The organism is Candidatus Sulfotelmatobacter sp., from assembly GCA_036500765.1.
In the GTDB taxonomy this organism is placed as follows: Bacteria; Acidobacteriota; Terriglobia; order Terriglobales; family Acidobacteriaceae; genus Sulfotelmatobacter.
This window is the reverse complement of sequence record DASYBM010000004.1, coordinates 1,968,387-1,986,723: the sequence shown is the minus strand read 5'-3', so window position 1 is coordinate 1,986,723 and position 18,337 is coordinate 1,968,387. Positions and strand designations below refer to the sequence as shown.

The following is an 18,337-nucleotide window of genomic DNA, read 5'->3' as shown; positions in this document are numbered from 1 at the left end:
TCGCCGTTACGCTAAGCCTTAAGTTGCCAGGTTTCAAAGTTGCAAAGTTTAGTGTCTTTGAAACCTTGAAACTTCTGAAACTTTGAAACCTATGTCATGACTTCTCCACTCCAACCCATTTCACTGATTGGCGCGGGACTGAATGGCCCGCTGCTGGCGCTGGGCCTGGTCAAGCGCGGGCATCGGGTTGAGATCTATGAGCGCCGGTCTGACATGCGGCGCGTCCGCATGAGCGCCGGGCGCTCGATCAACCTCGCCCTGTCGACCCGCGGAATTCACGCCCTCACCGAAGCTGGATTGTGGGACGAGATGCGGAAGATCGTCGTTCCGATGCGGGGAAGAATGATGCATTCGGCGACATCGCAGCTCACTTTTCAAGCCTACGGCAGGAATGACAATGAGGTCATCAATTCGATTTCGCGAGCCGAATTGAATATTGCGCTGATCAGTGCGGCTGAGCAGGCAGGGGTGAAGATCAATTTTCAACAACGTTGTACCGGGATCGATCTGAAGACCGGAGAGCTTTTATTGCGAGATGAACGCAGCGGCGAGAACAGAACGATCGAACGCGAGGTTGTGATCGGCTGTGACGGATCGGTGTCGGCGATTCGCAACGAGATGTTGAAGATGACCGGGTTCAACTTTTCGCAACAATATCTTAATTACGGCTACAAGGAGCTTTCGATTCCAGCCGGGCCAGACGGCATGCACGTATTGGAAACGAATGCGCTTCACATTTGGCCGCGCGGCAATTACATGCTCATCGCCTTGCCCAATGTCGACGGCACATTTGCCTGCATTCTTTTTCTACCATTTGAAGGTCCCGACAGCTTTGCCCATCTGACATCACCTGAGCTTGTGCTGGAATTCTTTCGGGCGCGCTTTCCCGACGCGATTCCGCTTATGCCGGATCTGGCGGCAAATTTCTTTGCCAATCCTACTGGCGCGATGGTTACGATCAAATGTTCTCCCTGGCATATTGATCGCCGCGCTCTTCTGCTCGGTGATGCGGCCCATGCGATCGTTCCCTTTTTTGGGCAAGGAATCAATTGCGGCTTTGAAGATTGTTCGGTTCTGCTCGAACTGCTCGATCGCCATGGAACCGATTGGGCGCGGATCTTCCGCGAATTTGAGTCGGCCCGAAAGATCAATACCGATGCCATCGCCGACCTGGCAGTGGAAAATTTTGTAGAGATGAGAGATCGCGTGGCCGACCCGCGATTTCTCTTTCGCAAGAAAGTTGAGCTGGCGCTCGAAGCGAAATATCCGCGGCTTTTCGTGCCCAAGTATTCGATGGTCACGTTTCATCGCATCCCCTACGCGACCGCACTGCAGCGCGGAAAAGTGCAAGATGGCATCCTCAGCGAGCTCTGCGAGTCCATCGATCGGGTCGAGGGTCTCGATTGGGAAAGGGCTGACCAGCTGATTCGCAGCGGACTCACGCCTCTGGATCTGGCCGCGTGACCCTTCCACCGTTTCACATTGGAAGAGACTTTGCCGTTGCCATGGATGAGCGCGATCCCCTGGCTTATTTTCGTGAACTCTTTTTTATTCCAAAAACGAAAACAGGCGAAGACTGCATCTACCTGTGCGGGCACTCTCTCGGGCTGCAACCAAAATCGGCGCGAGCCTATCTCGACCAGGAACTGCGCGACTGGGCGCATCTCGGCGTCGAGGGACACTTCCACGCCAAAAATCCCTGGATGCCCTACCACCGTCTGCTGACCGAGCAGACCGCGGCTCTGGTCGGCGCGCAGCCGGAAGAAGTCGTGGTCATGAATTCGCTCACCGTAAACCTGCACCTGATGATGGCGTCGTTTTACCGCCCCACGAACGCTAGACATAAGATTCTGGTGGAACGCGGAGCGTTTCCGTCGGATCAATACGCCGTGGCTTCTCAGATTCGGTTTCATAAATTTGATCCGGCATCGTCGCTGGTGGAACTCACGCCGCGCGACGGCGAATCCTGCATGCGCGACGAAGATATCGAAGCGCTGATCGAACGCGAGGGTGACTCGATCGCACTGATCCTGCTGGGCGGCGTGAACTACGCGACCGGACAGGCCTTCGATTTGGCGGCAGTTACAAAAGCGGGGCATCGCAAGGGATGCGTGGTCGGATTCGACCTGGCGCATGCCTCCGGAAATATTCCGCTCCACCTCCACGACTGGGGTCCGGACTTCGGGGTATGGTGCAGCTACAAATATTTGAATGGCGGCCCAGGATGCGTGGCGGGCTGCTTTGTCCATGAGCGCCACGCCCACGCGCAGCATCTGCCGCGCTTCGCCGGCTGGTGGGGACATGACGAAAAGGTCCGCTTCCAGATGGGGCCAGACTTTCATGCCATGCCGGGCGCGGAAGGCTGGCAGTTGAGCAACCCTCCAATTCTTGCTCTGGCTCCTCTGCGTGCGTCGATGGAGATTTTTTCTCGGGCCGGCATGGAAGCCTTGCGCGCCAAGAGCATTTCGCTCACGGCATATATGGAGTTTTTGCTCCGCCAACATGCTTCGCCGAAGTTCTCAATCATAACTCCGCCGGAGCAGGAGCGAAGGGGTGCCCAACTCTCCATCCGCATGCCCACTGACGGCCGCAAGCTGTGCGACCGATTGACCGCCGGAGGAGTCATCGGAGACTGGCGCGAGCCCGACACGTTCCGGGTAGCTGCCGTGCCCTTATATAACTCGTATCAGGACGTTTACCATTTCGTGCAACAGTTCTCCGTGGCACTTTAGGGGAGTGAGCCGCCCCACGTCGGTCTCGTTCTTTTGATTACCTCAGTAATGCTTTTGTGCGTTTCCGTAACCCTACAATCGAAACCGTGGGAATTTCTCCGCTCCAGCATGCCCGCAGGTGGATGGCGATTGTGTGCGCGGTGGTGTGCGCGCATGTTTTGTTATCGGTATTCGTGCCCCGCGGATTTGCTCTCACGGCAATCGGCGACATGCTGCAAAGCGTCGTGCTGCTCTGCGCCACCCTTGCGGTTCTCCCTAACCTGAAAACAGCGGCCCCGAAAGCCCGCCTGTTTTGGGCGCTGATGGGTCTGGGCTTGGCCATGTGGCTGGCCTCGCAGGTGCTGTGGACTTATGTCGAAATCTATCTGCGCCACGAGGCGCCGAATCCGTTTGTCGGCGACGTAATTCTTTTTCTGCACATCGTTCCCATGATGGCCGCGGTAGCTCTCCAGCCACATGTGCAACAGAACGACCGCTCCATCCGGGTGGGAACACTTGATTTCGCGCTGCTCTTCACCTGGTGGCTGTTCTTATATTTATTCATCGTGATTCCGTGGCAGTACGTACACCCGGTTGAATCCGTGTACGGGCGCAGCTTCGATCTGCTTTACGTCTGCGAAGAACTCGTGCTCACCGCCGGCCTGGTCATCGTGTGGCGACAAAGCCGGGGTGCCTGGCGAAGCATTTACTTCCATCTCTGCGGAGCCAGTCTGCTCTATTGTGTGGCCTCGCTGGTGGCCAGCGAAGCGATCGATTTGCACATCTACTTCACCGGCAGCCTCTTCGATGTCCCGCTGGTCGCGGGGATGGCATGGTTTGTCCGGGTCGGTTTTCTGGCGCGCGAAACCGCCGCGCAGGATCCCATCGAAGAACCGCCCAGCCGCAGTTACGGAATCTGGAAAGCCCGTCTCGCCATGCTGGCCGTATTCCTCACCCCCCTTATGGTGGCGTGGGCTGAGTTCGGCGGAGACGCGCCACAAAAAGTTCGAACCTTCCGCTTGTTGCTTACCGTAGCTGTAATGATCGTGATGGGCGCGCTGGTTTTTCTCAAGCAGCATCTGCTCGATCGGGAACTGCTCACCCTGCTCCAATTGTCGCGCAACAACCTGGACGAAATGTGCCGGCTCAAAGATGAACTGGAAAACAAGGAGCATTCGCTGCGCTGGCATAGCCTGGAACTGCAACGCAAGAATCTTGAATTGCAGGAGATCTCCTTCACCGATGTTCTGACCGGAGTCTGGAACCGCCGTTATCTCGAAGAAATCCTCACGGCGGAGGCCGGCCAGGTGCTGCGAAACTATCAGCGCGCGCGCGGCAGCGGCATCCGCAAAATGGATCATCGCGATCTCGTATTCATCATGGTCGATGTCGATTTCTTCAAGGAAGTCAACGACCGCCACGGTCATCCAGCGGGAGATCGCTTGTTGCAACTCGTGGCGCACAGGCTTTCCACCGTAGTGCGGAAGTCCGATGTGCTGGTGCGCTGGGGCGGAGAAGAATTTCTCATCATGAGCCGCTCGACCGATCCCTCCGGGACCCCCGCATTTTGCAGCCGTGTTCTCGAAGTCATGGCATCGGAGCCCTTCGAGCTTGGCCACGGCATCGCAGTCAGAAAAACCTGCTCGGTCGGTTGGTCCGCCTACCCCTGGAGCCGCGCGGCGTTCGAGGCAATTTGCGCGGAGGAGTCGATTGCATTGGCGGATGCGGCCTTGTATCGCGCGAAGGCTTTCGGCAGAAACCAGGGAGTTGGTATCGTGGCGACCGATGCAGCCGGGCAAAATCCTGACGAGATCGATCTGGTCTCAGTCTGCAAGGGCGATCCTCCGCTCGCGCGCATTATCCGAACAGAATGCCCGTGCGCGAAGGCAGCACCTGCGAATGCGGCGACTGCGGAGATTGAAGTCGCGGAGCCGGTGAACGAAGGCACGCTTTGATTTCTCTCAGATTAGATTCCCGCGAATTGAGTGTTAAAAACCGCGATTGTCATCCCGAGCGGAGCCGCATTTCAGGCGAAGAGAGGGATCTCCCGCTCAACCGATCCCGCGCGTACGCGGAGTGCACTATTTCCACCACCGTCGCTTGACCTCTGCGAGTCCTGTTGACTACATTGAGTTGCCGGCCTCGCGGCCCGCAGAGGCATGAACCTGAATGAATCCAAAGACTCCTTCACGCAACACAATCCTTCGGCAGAAGGCGCAACTTATGTCCGCGTCGGAAATTGAGCGCACGCTGGTTCGCCTGGCCTACGAGATCGTAGAAAAAAATGGTGGTGTGGATGGCCTGGGACTGGTCGGAATTCGCCGCCGCGGAGTCCCTATCGCCGAACGGCTGGGCAAGATCATTACCCGCATCGAAAACGCCAAAGTTCCGGTTGGGACTTTGGACATCACTTTCTACCGTGACGATCTCTCGACGCTGGGACCGAAGCCGGTCGTCCAGGAGAAGGAAATTGGCTTCGAGATCGAGGACAAAAATATTGTGCTGGTCGATGATGTTCTCTATACTGGCCGCACGACGCGAGCGGCGCTCGACGCGCTTTTCTCCCACGGGCGGCCGCGGCGGGTGCAACTCTGCGTGCTGATCGACCGCGGACATCGCGAGATTCCTGTCGAAGCAACGTTTGTTGGCCGCAACGTTCAGACTACTGCCAGCGAAGTCATCGAAGTCAAGTTGACCGAGATCGACGATGCGGAAAAAGTTCTGATGATGGAAAAATAACGGCTGGAAGAGCGGCCCTTTAGAGCTTGCCCTGAGCGAAGCCGAAGGGGCCGCGTGAAGTCCCGACAAATCTTCGGGCTTTAGCCCCTGAAAATAAAGGACGGCGGCGGGAGCCACCGTCCTTGTCATTTTTTAAACTGCTCAGGATGCAGTTTGATAATCGCGATGTCATCCTGAGCGTAGCCGTTTTTCAGGCGCAGCGAAGGATCTCCCGCGTAAACGCCGCCGGGAAAGCAAAACTGTCAACCGGTACTTGCAAATCCCGCACCTAAGCGATCCGCGTACAAACCGCCTTGGTCTGCGTGTAAAGATTCAGCGCGTCGTGCCCCATCTCGCGGCCCCATCCGGACTGCTTATAACCTCCGAAGGGCAGCGCTGCATCGAAGATGTTGTAGCAGTTGATCCAGACAGTGCCGGCGCGAAGTTGCTCGGCCATGCGATGCGCCTTGCCGATATCGCGCGTCCAAACCGCCGCAGCCAGGCCGTAGTCGCTATTATTCGCCCGCGGAATAATTTCTTCCGGATCGCTGAACGGCATTGCGGTCACCACCGGCCCAAAGATTTCTTCCTGCACGACTTTCATGTTTTCTTTTGTGTTCACCAGAACGGTCGGCTCGACAAAGTACCCACGTTCGCCGGCTCTGTGCCCGCCGGCGGCCGCCTTCGCGCCCTCCGCTACTCCTGATTCGAGATATCCGCAAACCCGGTCCAACTGCTCTTGCGAGACCAGCGGACCCATTTCAGTTTTCGGATCGAGCCCCGATCCGACTTTGATTTTGCTGGCATGCTCCGCGACGCCTTCCACCACCTGATCGTAAATCGATTTCTCGACGTACAACCGCGAGCCCGCGCAGCAGCACTGCCCGTGATTGAAGAAGATGGCGCTGGCCGCGCCCGGAATCGCGGTCTCCAGATCGGCGTCTTTAAACACCACGTTCGGAGACTTTCCGCCCAGCTCCAGCGAAACTTTTTTGAGGTTCCCCGTGGCGGCGTGCACGATCAGCTTGCCGACTTCGGTCGATCCCGTGAACGCGACTTTGTCCACGTCGGGATGCGCCGCCAGGGCTGCACCTGCTGTCTCGCCATAGCCGGGAACAACATTCACTACTCCTTCGGGGAAGCCCGCTTCCATGATCAGTTCGCCCAAACGCAGCGCGGAGAGCGGAGTTTGCTCGGCAGGCTTCAGCACCACCGTGCAGCCCGTGGCCAATGCCGGACCCAGTTTCCACGCAGCCATCAACAGCGGGAAATTCCATGGAATGATCTGCCCCACAACTCCGACCGGCTCGCGCAGCGTATAAGCGAGATACTTTGCGCCCGGCGTGTACGGAACGGAAAGCGGAATCGTGTTGCCCTCGATCTTGGTGGCCCATCCTGCCATGTAGCGGAATAGATCGACCGCGAGCGGAACGTCGGCGGCCTTGGCAATATTTAGCGGCTTGCCGTTGTCGAGACTCTCGATGTAGCCGAACTCCTCGGTATGCTGCTCGAGCAGATCGGCAAGTTTCCAAATAAGGCGGCCGCGTTCAGATGCCGTCATGCGGCGCCACGGACCGTTGTCAAAGGCATTGCGAGCGGCCGTCACGGCCTGATTGATGTCCTCTCTATCGCCTTCCGCGACCTGAGCGAGAACTTCGCCTGTAGCGGGATTGTAAGTGGGAAAGGTTTTTCCGGAGACGGCGCTCACCCACCGGCCGTTAATTAACATTTTTCGTGGTTTATCGATGAACTCCGCAACTTGGGGATGAATCTGGGGGGATACTGCGATGCCCATAGGGCCTCCTTAGTCAGACGACTTGGTCAGACATTTTTGGTCAGACGTACTTGCCAGACACTTTGGAAGTAATGATGCCGGCGAATGAAGGCGACCGAGGTATGCTAGCGCCGAGGCAAAAGAAATGCAATTGCGAATGGGTCGCCTTACACATACCTGCGTCACATATTAGCGGAGTTGTCCTCCTGAGCGGAGCCGTTTTTCAGGCGAAGCGAAGGATCTCATGCTCAACCGGCACGTCGCGAAAGCCAACCCGCGAGCACAACACGGCTCCCTATTCCCCGTAGGGAACCCAGATATTTTTCACCTGCGTCGCATGTTCCAGAAACCAACGCCCCTCCGCTACTTTCGGATTGAACCAGTCGATGACGCGGCCTTCATTGGTCCAAACTTGCTTCAGATTTCCGGTAGACATTGCCTTCGCGGCCGCGACAGTAGCCTCGTCGCCGTAGCACCAGATCGCGTCGACGTCGTCATGCTCGGCAAGAGTCTTCAGCAATTGCGACGCATAGCCCGTCACTAAGTTGACCGCCCCGCCGGGAAGATCGCTGGTATCGAAAAGCTGGTAGAGATCGCTGGTGATGAGCGGATATTTCTCCGAGGGCACGGCAATTACCGTATTACCCACGCAGAGCAGCGGCAGCACTAAAGATAGAAAACCCAGCAGGGGTGCATCCGTCGGGCAGATCACGCCGACCGTTCCGATGGCCTCGTTCATCGCGATGGCAATATTACGAAACGGCGGATTGTGCGCCGCCCCGTCGAACTTGTCAGCCCACGCCGCATAGGAAAAAATGCGCTCGATCCCGAGCTCGACTTCCGCCGCAGCCTGTTTCTCCTCGACCGCTGCCGCCAGGCGATGAATGATCTCGTTCTGGCGCTGCGCCAGATTCTCCGCGCAGTAATAGAGGACCTGCGCGCGGTTGTGCCCAGTAGCCTTGCCCCACGCTTCAGCCTTGCGCGCCGCTTCCACGGCGTTGCGAATATCTTTGCGATTGCCCAGAGGAGCTTCGCCCAGAAGTCGTCCATCCGCCGATCGAACTTCCATGCTGTAGCCCGAGTCCGGACGCGCCTGCTTTCCGCCAATGTAAAGCTTCACCGTGCGGTCAATCGCAGGGGCGGAAGCGTCAGCCTCATCCGCGCTGCGTGCCCCATCGCTGGGTGCCCCACTTCTCGCGTCTGTTGCGAGAAAGCCTGCCCTGAGCTTGTCGAAGGGTGAGGACTTCTCTTCTGGTGTTGTAGGAGCCAACTTCGTCGCATGCTTGAACCAAGAAGGCTCCATATACTCCATCAGCCCTTCGCGTCCGCCTTCGCGGCCATATCCGCTCTCGCGATATCCGCCAAAGCCGCAGGCCGCGTCGAACATGTTCGTGCAGTTCACCCACACCACCCCAGCCTTGATTTGCGCGGCCACGTGCAGCGCGACGTTGATGTTCTCGCTCCACACGCACGACGCTAAGCCATACACCGTGTTGTTGGCGAGTTCAACGGCTTCTTTCGGCGTGCGGAACGTCATGGCCGCCAGCACCGGTCCGAAAATTTCCTGCTGCGCGACAATCGACGTGGGATGTACATTGCTCAACAGCGTCGGCGGATAAAAAAATCCGCGCGCGGGCAGCACAACCTGCGGCTGCCAGCAAGTCGCTCCGTCCGCAACGCCTTGCGCCACCATGCGCTCGATGCGTTCCAGTTGCACACGCGCCACAATCGCGCCAATGTCGATCGCCTTATCCAGCGGAGATCCAATACGCAGCGTGCTCATGCGGTCGCGAATCTTCGCCATCAGCGGCTCCGCGATGCTTTCCTGCATCAGCAGGCGTGAGCCCGCGCAGCACACTTGCCCCTGATTGAACCAGATTCCATCGACCAGGCCCTCGACTGCGCTATCGAGGTCGGCGTCTTCGAAAATAATGAACGGAGACTTGCCGCCCAGTTCCAGCGAGAGCTTCTTATGACTCGCAGCCGTCGCACCACGAATGGCGCGTCCCACTTCAGTCGAGCCCGTGAATGCAATCTTGTCCACATCCGGATGCTTTACCAGCGCCTCGCCCGTCGAGCCGTCGCCAGTCACGATGTTGACGACGCCAGCCGGCAATTCCGCTTCAAGACAAAGTTCCGCGAACACGAGCGCGGTCAGCGGAGTAAATTCGGCGGGCTTCAACACGACCGTGTTTCCCGTGGCCAGCGCCGGCGCAATCTTCCAAGCCAGCATCAGCAGCGGAAAATTCCACGGGATAATTTGTCCAACGACGCCGCACGGTTCGTACCCTGGAAACTCCTGTTCCAGCAACTGCGCCCACCCAGCATGGTAGTAAAAATGCCGCGCCACCAGAGGAATGTCGATGTCGCGGCTCTCGCGGATGGGCTTGCCGTTGTCCATGGTTTCGAGAACAGCCAGCAGCCTCGAATGCTTCTGCACCAGCCGCGCGAGCGCATAGAGATAGCGAGCACGAACATGCGGCGTGAGCGCGCGCCATTTTGGGGACGCCGCGCGCGCAGCGCGAACGGCGGCGTCAACGTCAGCGGCGCCGCCTTGGGCAATCGCCGCCAACTTTTCACCATTGGAAGGATCAATCGTGTCGAAGTATTCTCCCGCCGCAGGAGCTTGCCACACTCCACCGATAAAGTGACCAAACCGGCGCGAGTGTCGCTCCAGCCAAACCAGCGCCTCCTTCGGATCTTCGGGAGCAGGCCCGTACTCCATAGAAACGAATTTTTCCGCGATACTCATTTCAGTTCGATCTTTTGTAGCGCCGGCGTCCCGCCGGCTGTCGCGAGGGCGTCCCGCCCTCGCTGTTGCAAACTTTCAACGGCTGGTCCTTTCGAAAGTTACGCAATCGGATGCCGATACTCCGCCGAGTACCGTCCTGTCGCATAGTGCTCCAGTTGCCGCTCAATATCTCCCAGCAAGCCGCTCGCACCGAAGCGAAACAACTCGGCCCGTGTCCACGACACACCCAGTTCCTCTTTCATCATCGCCAGCCAATCGAGCGACTGTTTCGCAGTGCGAATTCCTCCCGCAGGCTTGAAACCAACCGCCATCCCGGTATTCTGCGCGTATTCGCGAATGGCGCGAACCATCACCAGACTCACCGGCAGCGTGGCGTTCGTCGGTTCTTTCCCCGTGGAAGTCTTGATGAAATCCGCGCCCGCCATCATGGCCACAAAACTCGCGCGAGCAACATTGCGGTAAGTCAGTAGATCGCCCGTGCCGAGAATGACTTTCATGTGCGCCTTGCCGGCGCACGCAGACTTAAACTCCGCGACTTCATCGTAGAGCGCCTGCCAGCGCCCGCCAAAAACCTGAGCGCGGGTGATGACCACGTCGATCTCATGCGCTCCCGCTTCCACCGAGCGGCGAATTTCCGCAACCCGCTCGCTCATCGGCGACAGGCCCGCAGGAAATCCAGTGGAGACTGCTGCAACCGGAATGCCGCTGCCTTCCAGCGCATGCACCGCCGTTTCGATGAAAGCGTGATAAACGCAAACTGCGCCCACCTTGATGCCGAGTTCCTCGATGCCGAGTTTCTGTACGAGTTCGTGTTGCAGAGGCTGCCGCGCCTTCGCGCACAGTCGCCGCACGCGCTCGTCCGTATCGTCGCCGGAGAGCGTCGTCAGGTCCATGCAAGTAATGGCGCGCAATAGCCAGGCAGCCTGCCACTCTTTCTTCACCGTGCGTCGCGCAGTTTGCGACTGTGCGCGGCGCTCCACGGCGCTCGTGTTCACACGAACGTCCCGCACCCAATTCAGATCGAGAGGAATTCCAGAATTCGAGAGCAATGCATTTCCCGCCAGCGTGGCGATCGCGTTCGCGGACGCGGCTTCACTCTTAGCTTTGCGCTCGACTGACATCGCGTTGGATATTGTACGGCAGCCCAATCGCACAACGCGAATGGGATCCACTGTCGGTAGCGACGCCGAACACGTGGGGGCGGACGCATTCGTCCGCCCGCCAGGGCCGCCGGCCGAATGCGTCCGGGGCCACGTGATCCAGGTGCGCGACAACGAGAAAAAATCCGGCAACTCCATCTCAGGGTTTACAATGGCGCGATTCAGCGAAGCGATTTCGCCGCAGTACACAGCTCGTTTTCCATGTCCAAGAAACCAATCTCTGCCGGCCTGCGCAAGAAGCTGGAGCAAGCCGCCATCAAAGTGATGAAAAATGCCCACGCCCCCTATTCCAATTTCCGCGTCGGCGCCGCCGTCCTGCTGACCAACGGAAAAATCTTTTCCGGCTGCAATGTCGAGAACGCTTCCTACGGCATGACCAACTGTGCCGAGCGCACCGCCATCTTTACCGCAGTCGCGCAACTTGGCCCGAAGATCGAGATCCAGGCAGTCGCCGTCGCCAACGATCATGGAGTGGCCTGCTCCCCGTGCGGCGCGTGTCGCCAGGTGATTTATGAATTCGGTCCCGACGCAACCATATTCTTTCAGACCGCCGCCGGCCCCAGGCAGGCGCACATCACCGAACTCCTTCCAGAAGGATTCCGCTTACAGTGAGCCAACCTCCGGTGCCGCAAACTTTTCGTGCCATCGATGTGATCCGCAAAAAGCGCGATGGCGTTGAACTTTCGCGGACCGAAATCGAGGGCCTGGTTACCGCCTACACCAACGGCGAGATTCCCGACTATCAGGTTTCCGCCTGGCTGATGGCAGTAGTACTGAAGGGGATGACGCGCCCCGAAACCGCGGCCCTCACCGACGCGATGCTGCACTCGGGCGATGTGCTCGATCTTTCTTCCTTGCCCGCGAGAAAAGTCGACAAGCACTCCACCGGCGGCGTCGGCGACAAAACTTCTCTCGTGCTTGCTCCCCTGGCAGCCGCGGCGGGCATCGTCGTGCCAATGATTAGCGGACGTGGACTGGGACACACCGGCGGAACGCTCGACAAACTCGAAGCGATCCCCGGATTCAACGTGAATCTTCCGGTCGCGGAATTCCGCCGAGTGCTCGAAATCTGCGGCTGCTGCATGATCGGGCAGACGGCCGAGATTGCTCCCGCCGATCGCAAACTCTACGCGCTGCGCGACGTGACCGGCACGGTCGAGAGTCCGTATCTGATTTGCGCTTCCATCATGAGCAAAAAACTCGCGGAGGGCATCGACGCTCTCGTTCTCGACGTGAAGACCGGCTCGGGCGCTTTCATGAAGAGCGAAAAAGATGCCGCGTTCCTCGCCGAACTCATGGTAGAAACCGGCGAGCGTATGGGCAAACAGGTTGTCGCGCTGATCACGGATATGGATCAACCGCTGGGAACCATGATCGGCAACTCTCTGGAAGTCGTGGAAGTTGTCGAAATTCTGCGCGGCGCCGGCCCGGAGGACCTGCGCGAACTCTGCCTTGAAACCGCTGGCTGGATGCTGCACTTGGGCGGAGCCTCCAAAACGGTCGCGGAAGGCAAACAGCAGAGCGCAAAATTAATTTCTTCCGGCAAGGCGCTGGAGAAATTCCGGCAGATGGTGGAGTTGCAGGGCGGGGACGCGCGGGTAATTGACGATGCAAAACGCTTGCCGCAGGCGCTACATACGATGCCGGTGGCCAGCTCCAGGGCCGGCTACGTCGCCTCCATACAATGCGAGCAAGTCGGCACGGCATGCGTGATTCTCGGCGGCGGCCGTGAGCGCAAAGAAGATTCAGTCGATCCTTCGGTAGGGATCGTGCTGCGCAAAAAAGTTGGAGATCACGTGGCCGCGAGCGAGCCGATCGCGACGATTTACTACAATGCGGAAGCCAAAGCCGAGCGCGCCCGACAATTGATCGCGGCCAGTTACGACATCGGCGATGCTGCGCCGACCACCAAGCGCCCGCTCATCCACAGAATCATCGACAGAAACAGCATCGGCGCTTCTCGGGAGAAAAACTGAATGGGACGATTCACGGGAATTCTTGGCCTGTTGACCATGCTCGCGCTCGCCTTCGCTTTCTCCACCAACCGCCGCGCCATTCGCGTCAAGACCGTGGCTTGGGGATTGGGCTTGCAAATCGTGTTTGCGATCTTTGTGCTGCGCGTTCCCAAAGGCCGAGCCATATTTCAAGCGGCAGGCGATGCCGCTCAGCGCGTGCTCAACTATGCCTATGTGGGCTCGGAATTTATTTTCGGCGAACTGGGAAAGCAGCGCTCCAGCATCGGTTTCATCTTTGCCTTCCAGGTGCTTCCCGTCGTCATTTTTATTTGCGCGCTCTTCGCCATCCTGTACTACTTCGGCATCATGCAATTCGTGATCCGCATCGCCGCCTGGCTCATGACGCGCATCATGGGCGCCAGCGGCGCCGAGTCGCTCAACGTCGCCGCCAGCATCTTTATGGGACAGACCGAAGCGCCGGTCACCATTCGCCCGTTCCTGCCCGATCTCACCCGCTCCGAACTCATGACGGTGATGACGAGCGGCATGGCGCACGTTTCAGGGTCCATCATGGCGGCCTACTTCGCCTTCGGCGCGGAACCCAGGCATGTGCTCAGCGCCGTGATCATGACCGCGCCGGGGACGATTTTGATTTCGAAGATGCTTGTGCCCGAAACCGAGCAGCCCAAAACCGCCGGCCGCGTCGTGATGCCCGAAGACGAACCGGGTAAAGAGACAGAAAATCTTCTCGGCGCCATCGCCCGCGGCACCGGCGACGGCCTGCACATGGCGCTCAATATCGGCGCTATGCTGATCGCGTTTCTCGCGCTCATCGCGCTCGCCGACGGCATCTTCGGGGGCATTCACAATCACATCGCCTGGTTCCCCGACAGCATCGAGAAGATCTTCGGATACGTCTTTGCGCCGATCGCGTGGGTGATCGGCATTCCGAAACAGGATTGCACCGCGGTGGGCAACCTGCTGGGCACGCGCATGGTGCTGAACGAACTCGTCGCCTTCACCAAACTCGGCCAGATGAAGGCCACGCTCGATCCGCGATCGTTTACCATCGCGACCTTCGCGCTGTGCGGCTTCGCCAACTTCAGCTCGATCGGAATTCAAATCGGCGGCATCGGCGCGCTGGCTCCGAACCGCCGCGGCGACTTGGCTCGCCTCGGCGTGCGCGCCATGCTCGCCGGAACCATGGCCAATCTGATGTCGGCGTCGATCGCCGGCATGCTACTTTAGAGGGGAAAATCGTCGTTAGTCGTTGGTCGTTAGTCGTTAGCGAAGGCCTAAGACTCCTAAGACCAACGACTAACGACCAGATTGCCTATCCGTTCGCGCGCGCGACCAGCACAATAGCCAGCCCGTAGAAAACAAACATCAACGCTAAATAAATTTTTGCGCGCGCCCCCGAGCCCTCGAATTCTTTCCACGCCAGCACTCCCCACAACGCCGCCACCATCGGAGCCGATTGCCCGATCGCATAGGAGATCGCCTGTCCTGTGAGTTTGCCCGCGGTCAGATTGAAAACCGTGCCCAGCCCCCAGATCACGCCGCCCAGCAATCCCAGCAAATGGCCCGAAGGCGGGCCGCCGAAAAAGCCGCTCAAGCTCACCGGTTCGCCCACGATGGGATGCTTCATAAAATACAGGTTCCAGATAAAGCACGACAGCAGCGCCCCCAGCGTGAGAAATACGACGCCGCTGTAAGGCGTGAGCGGATTTCCGCGCGTCATCGCGTAGGTCGAGAACGGACTCCACAGGCCCATCAACGTTCCCGAAACCACGCAGAGGATAATGCTCTTGCGCGACGTTCCGCTGGCCGCGCGCTTCAGGTTGCCGTAAGCTTTGCCATCCAGAATCACCGCGATCAGCGCGCACGCCACGCCCGCAGCCAGCAGCAGAGCGCTGCCCTGCGGTTGCAGAACGTAATTCAGCACAACGCCGACCACCAGCGCGATTCCGATCGAAACCGGAAATGCGACCGCTAGCCCCGCCAAGTCGATGGCCGCGACCAGCAGCAGATTGGCCAGATTGAAAATCGCTCCGCCCACCATAGCTGAAATCATGTTGGTCGGGCCGGCAGAGGCGACGTTGTTCAGAAAACTGTTGGCATCGTGGCCGCTGCTGCCCATGGTGAAGGCGAGGACGAGAGAGATCAGAAAAATTCCGATCGCATAATCCCAATAAAAAAGTTCGAAGCGATAATTCTTGACGCCCTTGAAAGTGTTGGCCCAGGACCCCCAGCAGATGGCGCTGGTGATCATCATCAACAACGCAATCGTCAGACTTGGCGGCGTAAACATTCCGGTCTCCGTGGCAAAGCGGTTAACTGTACTCTTCTTGGCCGCATGCCACAAGTCGAGTACGAATCACGTGGCGGCGGACGCAGCTTGCCCTGAGCGAAGTCGAAGGGTCCGCCAGCCTGTCAACGGGCTCGACGGATAGTGTCCTGACGCTGTACTTAGGGACACCTCCCCGGACGAATGCGTCCGGGGGCCACGTGAGCCTTCTGCTATGCTTACGCCCGTGCCGCGCACATTTCTCATCGATACCGACACCGCCTCTGACGACGCGGTCGCGATCATTATGGCGTTGCGAGCGTCGGACGTCCGCGTGGCCGCGATCACTGTCGTTGCCGGCAACGTTCCTGTGGCCCAGGCGACGCGCAACGCGCTCTATACCGTTGAATTATGCGGAGCGAACGTGCCCGTTTATTCCGGCGCGGCCAAGCCGCTGCTGCGCGCGTATGAGAATGCAACCTGGTTTCACGGACGCGACGGACTGGGCGACCACAACTATCCCGCGCCGCGGCAATCGCCGCAGCCAGCGCATGCGGTCGATGCCATCATCGAAACCATTGAGGCGAATCCCGGACTCGTTCTCGTAACGCTGGGACCGCTGACCAACATTGCGCTGGCGCTCTCGCGCCAGCCGTCGATCGCGGGCAAGGTCAGCCGCTGCGTCATCATGGGCGGCAATCCGTGCTGCGAAGGCAACGTGACTCCCGCGGCCGAATACAACATCTGGGTCGACCCCGACGCAGCGGCCATCGTGATGCGAAGCGGCCTCGCCGTCGAACTGATCGGCTGGCATCTCTGCCGCGGTGAAGCTGTACTCACTCCCAGCGACATTGCGCAGGTGGAGAAATTCAACACGCCGCTCGCCCGCTTCGCTATCGAGTGCAACAGCCACGCGCGGGTCGCCTACAAGATTCAGACTGGTGAAGACGGCATCTGCCTGCCCGATCCGGTCGCCATGTGTCTCGCGCTTGATCCCGCAATAGGCACCGACTCGAGCGAACACTATGTCGAGGTCGAAACTGAGAGTGAACTCACGCGAGGGATGACCGTAGTTGATCGCCTGAATGTCGCCGACGATGAACGCAACCGGACGGTGTGGACGACTGCCATTGCGAAGGGTCGAGCCAAGGTCTGTTGGACTATCGATAACCGACGATGGAAAGAGATGTTGTATCGAGCTCTGCGATAGTTTTGCACAGGACGCTGCACTAATAATGGTGCACTGGTCTGTAAGAGCTTGAGGCCATAGGTATTTCTAGAGCTAAACCCATGTGCAATAAATTCCTTGTAACTTACTGATGGCATTGATTTTAAATTCGATCACTAAATCGATGTAACTCGCCCGCAGCGGGCGTCAAAAAAGCGCCGACCATGGGGTCGACCGGTAGTGTCGGAATGCGCACACGCGACGCAGAATCGCCGCGCAGGGCATTTGGCGGAGCTACCGGCAGCAGTCGTCGAGCTTCGCTCGACCGGACAGCCGAGGGCGGCTGTCCCCACATCGTCTCTCTCAAGTCTAGCGCTCCTTTTCGGCATCACCTTGTCAGCCTCAGCCGTTGACTTGGGCGTAGGTCGATCTTCGCAGGAATTCTCCTTGGCCGGCGCGGCCCAGAAACTTTTCTCCGTCAACGACAACTCTTCCTCTCGACAGAACTACATCCGGCATGCCGGTGACTTCGATGCCTTCGAACATCGAGTAGTCCACGCGCATGTGGTGCGTTTTGGCGCTAATGGTGTGTTTGCGTTTGGGATCGAAGATCACGAGATCGGCGTCGCTGCCGACTGCGATCGTCCCTTTGCGCGGATATAGTCCGAACAATTTCGCGGGCGTCGTTGAAACCAGTTCGACAAAACGATTCGCGCTGAAGCGTCCGCTGGCCACGCCGCCGGAATAAATCAGGCTCATGCGATGCTCCACGCCGGGACCTCCGTTGGGGATCTTCGTGAAATCGTCGCGCCCCATTTCTTTTTGCTCTTTGAAACAGAACGGACAATGATCGGTGGAGACGACTTGCAGGTGATCGTGCTTAAGGCCGTTCCACAATTTTTCCTGATGCCACTTTTCGCGTAGCGGCGGAGTGAAAACGTATTTCGCGCCTTCGAAGCCAGGCGCGTCCATGTTTTCGAGCGAGAGATACAGATACTGCGGACAAGTCTCGGCGTAGACGGGAAGTCCGCGATCGCGGGCCTCGCGAATTTTTTCCAGCGCATCGTTGCAGCTCAAGTGGACGATATAGATCGGCGCGCCCGCCATCTCGGCCAGAGCAATCGCGCGTCCGACGGCTTCGGCCTCGGCGGTCGTGGGACGAGTCAACGCGTGATACTTCGGGGCGCGCTTTCCCTCTGCCAGCGCCTGCTGCACGATCACATCGATCGCGCTTCCGTTTTCCGCGTGCATGCAAACCATGCCGCCGTTCTTCGCCGTGGTCTGCAAAGCTTTAAAGATGCTTCCATCGTCGAGCATGAAGACGCCGGGATACGCCATAAAAAGTTTGAAGCTGGTCACGCCTTCGTGCACCAAATCGTTCATCTCGCCGAGTTGCCCGCCGGAAACGTCGGTGACGATGCAGTGAAAGGCGTAATCGCAGACGGCTTTGCTCGCAGCCTTGCCCATCCAGGTGTCGAAGGCCTGGCGCAAGGGCTGGCCTTTGTATTGAATCGCGAAGTCGATCAGCGTGGTCGTTCCGCCGAACGCGGCCGCGCGCGTTCCGGTTTCAAAGTCGTCGGCGCTGGTGGTGCCGCCAAAGGGCATGTCGAGATGCGTGTGCACATCGATTCCGCCCGGGAGCACAAGCTTGCCCGACGCATCCAGAATTTTCGTTGCGTTCTGCGACGGCAGATCGTTTCCGACCGCGACGATCTTGCCGTCGGTGATAGCTACATCAGCGATGTATGAATCGGTCGCAGTGACGACGGAACCATTGCGGATGATTGTGTCGAAGCCCATCAAGCCCTCCGT

The 18,337-nt window shown here is 58.7% G+C and carries 13 protein-coding genes; 8 read left to right on the top strand and 5 right to left on the bottom strand.

What is annotated here, in order from left to right; all coding sequences use genetic code 11:
• Positions 1–96: 96 nt before the first annotated feature.
• The 4 genes from VGM18_11260 to pyrR all read left to right on the top strand — a co-directional run bounded on the left by VGM18_11260 (position 97) and on the right by pyrR (position 5,450).
• Entirely contained in the window at positions 97–1,464 is a 1,368-nt protein-coding gene (locus VGM18_11260) for an NAD(P)/FAD-dependent oxidoreductase (GenBank protein ID HEY3973576.1), read from the top strand.
• Positions 1,461–2,732, top strand: coding sequence for a kynureninase (kynU, locus tag VGM18_11255; GenBank protein ID HEY3973575.1), 1,272 nt, complete (start codon positions 1,461–1,463; stop codon positions 2,730–2,732). Before VGM18_11260 ends, kynU begins: the two co-directional genes overlap by 4 nt.
• An 86-nt stretch (positions 2,733–2,818) precedes the next feature.
• The gene (locus VGM18_11250; GenBank protein HEY3973574.1) at positions 2,819–4,666 is read left to right on the top strand and encodes a GGDEF domain-containing protein; all 1,848 of its coding nucleotides are present in this window, start codon (positions 2,819–2,821) and stop codon (positions 4,664–4,666) included.
• A 214-nt stretch (positions 4,667–4,880) separates the two neighbouring features.
• Complete coding sequence (gene pyrR / locus VGM18_11245) at positions 4,881–5,450, top strand: bifunctional pyr operon transcriptional regulator/uracil phosphoribosyltransferase PyrR (GenBank protein ID HEY3973573.1); 570 nt, start codon at positions 4,881–4,883, stop codon at positions 5,448–5,450.
• Positions 5,451–5,718: 268 nt separating this feature from the next.
• Here pyrR and VGM18_11240 read toward each other — a convergent pair whose 3' ends face one another.
• The 3 genes from VGM18_11240 to deoC all read right to left on the bottom strand — a co-directional run bounded on the left by VGM18_11240 (position 5,719) and on the right by deoC (position 11,076).
• The gene (locus tag VGM18_11240) at positions 5,719–7,224 is read right to left on the bottom strand and encodes an aldehyde dehydrogenase family protein (protein ID HEY3973572.1); all 1,506 of its coding nucleotides are present in this window, start codon (positions 7,222–7,224) and stop codon (positions 5,719–5,721) included.
• Positions 7,225–7,498: 274 nt separating this feature from the next.
• Positions 7,499–9,955 (bottom strand): aldehyde dehydrogenase family protein, encoded by a 2,457-nt coding sequence (locus VGM18_11235; protein ID HEY3973571.1) that lies wholly within the window; start codon positions 9,953–9,955, stop codon positions 7,499–7,501.
• A gap of 98 nt (positions 9,956–10,053) precedes the next feature.
• On the bottom strand, positions 10,054–11,076 hold the full coding sequence (gene deoC / locus VGM18_11230) for a deoxyribose-phosphate aldolase (protein HEY3973570.1): 1,023 nt from the start codon (positions 11,074–11,076) through the stop codon (positions 10,054–10,056).
• A gap of 240 nt (positions 11,077–11,316) precedes the next feature.
• Here deoC and cdd point away from each other — a divergent pair, with 240 nt between their 5' ends.
• The 3 genes from cdd to VGM18_11215 are packed head-to-tail and all read left to right on the top strand — an operon-like array spanning position 11,317 to position 14,318.
• Entirely contained in the window at positions 11,317–11,727 is a 411-nt protein-coding gene (cdd, locus tag VGM18_11225) for a cytidine deaminase (GenBank protein HEY3973569.1), read from the top strand.
• Entirely contained in the window at positions 11,724–13,091 is a 1,368-nt protein-coding gene (locus VGM18_11220) for a thymidine phosphorylase (protein ID HEY3973568.1), read from the top strand. Before cdd ends, VGM18_11220 begins: the two co-directional genes overlap by 4 nt.
• Positions 13,092–14,318, top strand: coding sequence for a NupC/NupG family nucleoside CNT transporter (locus VGM18_11215; GenBank protein ID HEY3973567.1), 1,227 nt, complete (start codon positions 13,092–13,094; stop codon positions 14,316–14,318).
• 85 nt (positions 14,319–14,403) lie between these two features.
• Here VGM18_11215 and VGM18_11210 read toward each other — a convergent pair whose 3' ends face one another.
• Positions 14,404–15,381 (bottom strand): AcrB/AcrD/AcrF family protein, encoded by a 978-nt coding sequence (locus VGM18_11210; protein ID HEY3973566.1) that lies wholly within the window; start codon positions 15,379–15,381, stop codon positions 14,404–14,406.
• Between the two features lie 223 nt (positions 15,382–15,604).
• On the opposite strand from VGM18_11210, the gene VGM18_11205 reads away from it, so the two are divergent.
• Positions 15,605–16,567, top strand: a complete 963-nt coding sequence (locus VGM18_11205; protein ID HEY3973565.1) for a nucleoside hydrolase — start codon at positions 15,605–15,607, stop codon at positions 16,565–16,567.
• A gap of 360 nt (positions 16,568–16,927) precedes the next feature.
• Here VGM18_11205 and hydA read toward each other — a convergent pair whose 3' ends face one another.
• Positions 16,928–18,325 carry a dihydropyrimidinase gene (gene hydA, locus VGM18_11200; protein ID HEY3973564.1) on the bottom strand — a complete coding sequence of 466 codons (1,398 nt, stop codon included), beginning with the start codon at positions 18,323–18,325 and terminating at the stop codon, positions 16,928–16,930.
• Between the last annotated feature and the right edge of the window lie 12 nt (positions 18,326–18,337).

Coding starts and splice junctions, on each gene's coding strand:
- pyrR (HEY3973573.1), top strand. CDS start 4,881: ATGAATCCAAAGACTCCTTCACGCAACACAATCCTTCGGCAGAAGGCG.
- deoC (HEY3973570.1), bottom strand. CDS start 11,076: ATGTCAGTCGAGCGCAAAGCTAAGAGTGAAGCCGCGTCCGCGAACGCG.
- VGM18_11215 (HEY3973567.1), top strand. CDS start 13,092: ATGGGACGATTCACGGGAATTCTTGGCCTGTTGACCATGCTCGCGCTC.
- VGM18_11235 (HEY3973571.1), bottom strand. CDS start 9,955: ATGAGTATCGCGGAAAAATTCGTTTCTATGGAGTACGGGCCTGCTCCC.
- cdd (HEY3973569.1), top strand. CDS start 11,317: ATGTCCAAGAAACCAATCTCTGCCGGCCTGCGCAAGAAGCTGGAGCAA.
- VGM18_11210 (HEY3973566.1), bottom strand. CDS start 15,381: ATGTTTACGCCGCCAAGTCTGACGATTGCGTTGTTGATGATGATCACC.
- VGM18_11260 (HEY3973576.1), top strand. CDS start 97: ATGACTTCTCCACTCCAACCCATTTCACTGATTGGCGCGGGACTGAAT.
- VGM18_11240 (HEY3973572.1), bottom strand. CDS start 7,224: ATGGGCATCGCAGTATCCCCCCAGATTCATCCCCAAGTTGCGGAGTTC.
- hydA (HEY3973564.1), bottom strand. CDS start 18,325: ATGGGCTTCGACACAATCATCCGCAATGGTTCCGTCGTCACTGCGACC.